This is a genomic window from Saccharomonospora halophila 8 (assembly GCF_000383775.1).
GTDB lineage: Bacteria > Actinomycetota > Actinomycetes > Mycobacteriales > Pseudonocardiaceae > Saccharomonospora > Saccharomonospora halophila.
On record NZ_KB912504.1, the window covers coordinates 1 to 2,409 of the forward strand.

Here is a 2,409-nt window from a genome sequence, read left to right on the forward strand (position 1 = left end):
CGGCCGACACGCCGGTGCAGGCGCGGATCCGGCGACTGCGGCAGCCGCACCGGAGTGCCCTCCCGGCGGCCTGGCCGCTCGCGTGTGCGCTGCTGCTGACGGCGTTGAGCACGTCGGCGAGCCTGTTCGCCGTGCCGTGGCACTGACGTCCGGCGTCCCTGTTCCCCGTGCGCCTCCCCTCGATTACTACCACTTGTAGTACTGTCCCGGCATGGAAATCGTCTACGACGCGCTGGTCCTTCTGCATCTGCTCGGTATGGCGGGTCTCGTCAGCGGTGTGGTGACCCGCCTGGTGGCGCCCGGGTCGCCGCACGTTCTGATCATGCTCTCCGGCGCCGGGGCGCAGGTGCTCACCGGCATGGCCCTGACCGGCATCGCCTCGGCCGGTCTCGTCGACTCCGAGGTCGACAACACCAAGATCGCGGTCAAGCTCGGTGTCGCGGTGGTGGTCCTGGTGCTGGCGCACGTGCTGTGGCGCAGGCCCACGGCCGGGCGCGGGGTGTTCGGCGCGCTGGCCGCACTGACAGTGCTCAACGTCGGCGTCGCCGTTTTCTGGTGACCGCAGTCCCCGGTCGGTGACGGGTGCCGCGGTCGCCCGGGCGGCCGCGGCCTCACCCCGCCTGCCGGACTTCCGGGTCTCAGCGCGGCGTGCGGGCCCGCGGGCCGGGGGCGGTGCGCCGGAGCCAGAGCAGCCCGAGCCCGGGGAGGACGAGGGGGATGAACAGGTACCCCATCCCGAAGTTCGACCAGACGGTGGCATCGGGGAACACGCCGGGCAGCAGCACGCTCACCGCGCCGACGGTGAGCACGCCGACCAGTTCGAACGCGCAGGCCACGACCGCGACCCGCCACCACGCGGCACCACCGCGCGCGAGTGCGACCGTGGCGAGGACGTAGACCACGGCGGCGAACGCGGACAGCAGGTACGGAACCGGGGCGTCGCCGAAGCGGGTCGCGATCTGGACGGCCGCGCGGGAGGTGGCGCCGACGGCGAAGATCGCGTAGATCGCGACGAGGACCCGGCCGGGGCCGCTCGCGGTCGAGGCCGGTGCCGGGTGGGTGCGTTCCGGGCCGGGGTTGTCAGACACCGGCCCCGCCGCCCACCCACACCACGTACATCCGCAGGAGCAGCACCGGCACCGTGCCGCAGGCGACCCCGAGCACGGCCGTGCTCGCGCGGCTGCGCTCGGCGAGTGCCCACACCGTGCCCAGCGGCAGCACGAAGAGGACTCCGACCAGGTAGGACACGAACGTCAACAGGTCGTCGGGCCGTTCCCCCGCGATCAACAGACCGACCGAGATCACGACCTGGACGACGAGCAGCGCCTCGATGATGCCGAGGCCGATCAGCAGGGGCCGTGCGGGGGGCCGGTCGGCGACGGCGAGGGCGAAGGCCCACACCGCGACCGCGAGCGCGCACACCACCAGCGCGACGGCGAACCCAGGGATCACCGGCACCCTCCTGCTGTCTACTACCCGCTGTAGCGTACGGGGTCGCGACGCCCCCGGACCGGTCGGGTCCTCGCCGGCACCCGCCCCGACGGCGCCGGCGAGGGTGCCGTGAAGGACCCCTTCCCTGCGCCGGACGCCGCGAAGGAGGCCCTCGCTGCGCCGGGGGCCGCGAAGGAGTCCTTCACGGCACCACCCGGAGGCGGGTGAGGGCGGTGCGGAGCGGGTCCTGCAAAGGGACCGGGCGGCGGGTGGTGCGGTCCACGAAGACGTGGACGAAGTGGCCCTCGGCGATCAGCTCCGAGCGGTCCGCGCGGTGGATGCCCACCTCGTAGCGCACGCTGGAGTTGCCGAGGTGGCCCACGCGCAGGCCGACGGCCGCGCTCTCCGGGAAGGTCAGCGAGGCGTGGTAGGTGCAGTGCGACTCCACGCACAGCCCGATGACCTCGCCCCCGTGGATGTCCAGGCCCCCCTCGTTGATCAACCAGTTGTTGATGACGGTGTCCATGAACGTGTAGTGCACGACGTTGTTGACGTGGCCGTAGACGTCGTTGTCCTTCCACCGTGTCGGCACGGTCTCCCAGTGCGCGTAGCTCACGGCGGTACAGATTCTCACGCGCGGCGTCCGCCCACGCACGCCGCCCACGCACGCCGCCCACGCAGTCGCCACGCACCGTCGACCGGCGCGACCCGTGATCCGGCCGCCGTCGACACCGTCGCCGGATCGTGACCGTGCTGTCGCCGGACGGCGACCCGGGGCACGGCGTCGCCTCGATCACTGCGCCGTTCGTGGACTCCGCTACGCGGGGCACACGCTCTGCATTACGGTCGTGCGCGTACCGACACTGGGTGGAGGAGCGCGATGACGAGCACCGTGCCGCGTCCCGGGCCGGGCGGGGGCGGCGTGCCCGCGGACCCGCAGTCACCGGAGACACCGGGGCGGCCGCGCGGTTCGGGGTC

Annotated in this window: 4 protein-coding genes; 1 reads left to right on the plus strand and 3 read right to left on the minus strand. The window is 72.9% G+C overall.

Features of this window, described 5'->3' with window-relative positions:
- Positions 1-211 precede the first annotated feature (211 nt).
- A complete protein-coding gene (locus SACHA_RS0105770) occupies positions 212-559 on the plus strand; it encodes a hypothetical protein (protein WP_019807889.1) in 348 nt (115 codons plus the stop codon).
- Positions 560-638: 79 nt separating this feature from the next.
- Here the strand turns inward: SACHA_RS0105770 and SACHA_RS0105775 are convergent, their stop codons facing one another.
- The 3 genes from SACHA_RS0105775 to SACHA_RS0105785 all read right to left on the minus strand — a co-directional run bounded on the left by SACHA_RS0105775 (position 639) and on the right by SACHA_RS0105785 (position 2,047).
- On the minus strand, positions 639-1,088 hold the full coding sequence (locus SACHA_RS0105775) for a hypothetical protein (RefSeq protein ID WP_019807891.1): 450 nt from the start codon (positions 1,086-1,088) through the stop codon (positions 639-641).
- Positions 1,081-1,452, minus strand: a complete 372-nt coding sequence (locus SACHA_RS0105780) for a hypothetical protein (protein ID WP_028662923.1) — start codon at positions 1,450-1,452, stop codon at positions 1,081-1,083. Before SACHA_RS0105780 ends, SACHA_RS0105775 begins: the two co-directional genes overlap by 8 nt.
- A 181-nt stretch (positions 1,453-1,633) precedes the next feature.
- Complete coding sequence (locus SACHA_RS0105785) at positions 1,634-2,047, minus strand: acyl-CoA thioesterase (protein ID WP_019807893.1); 414 nt, start codon at positions 2,045-2,047, stop codon at positions 1,634-1,636.
- Positions 2,048-2,409 lie beyond the last annotated feature (362 nt).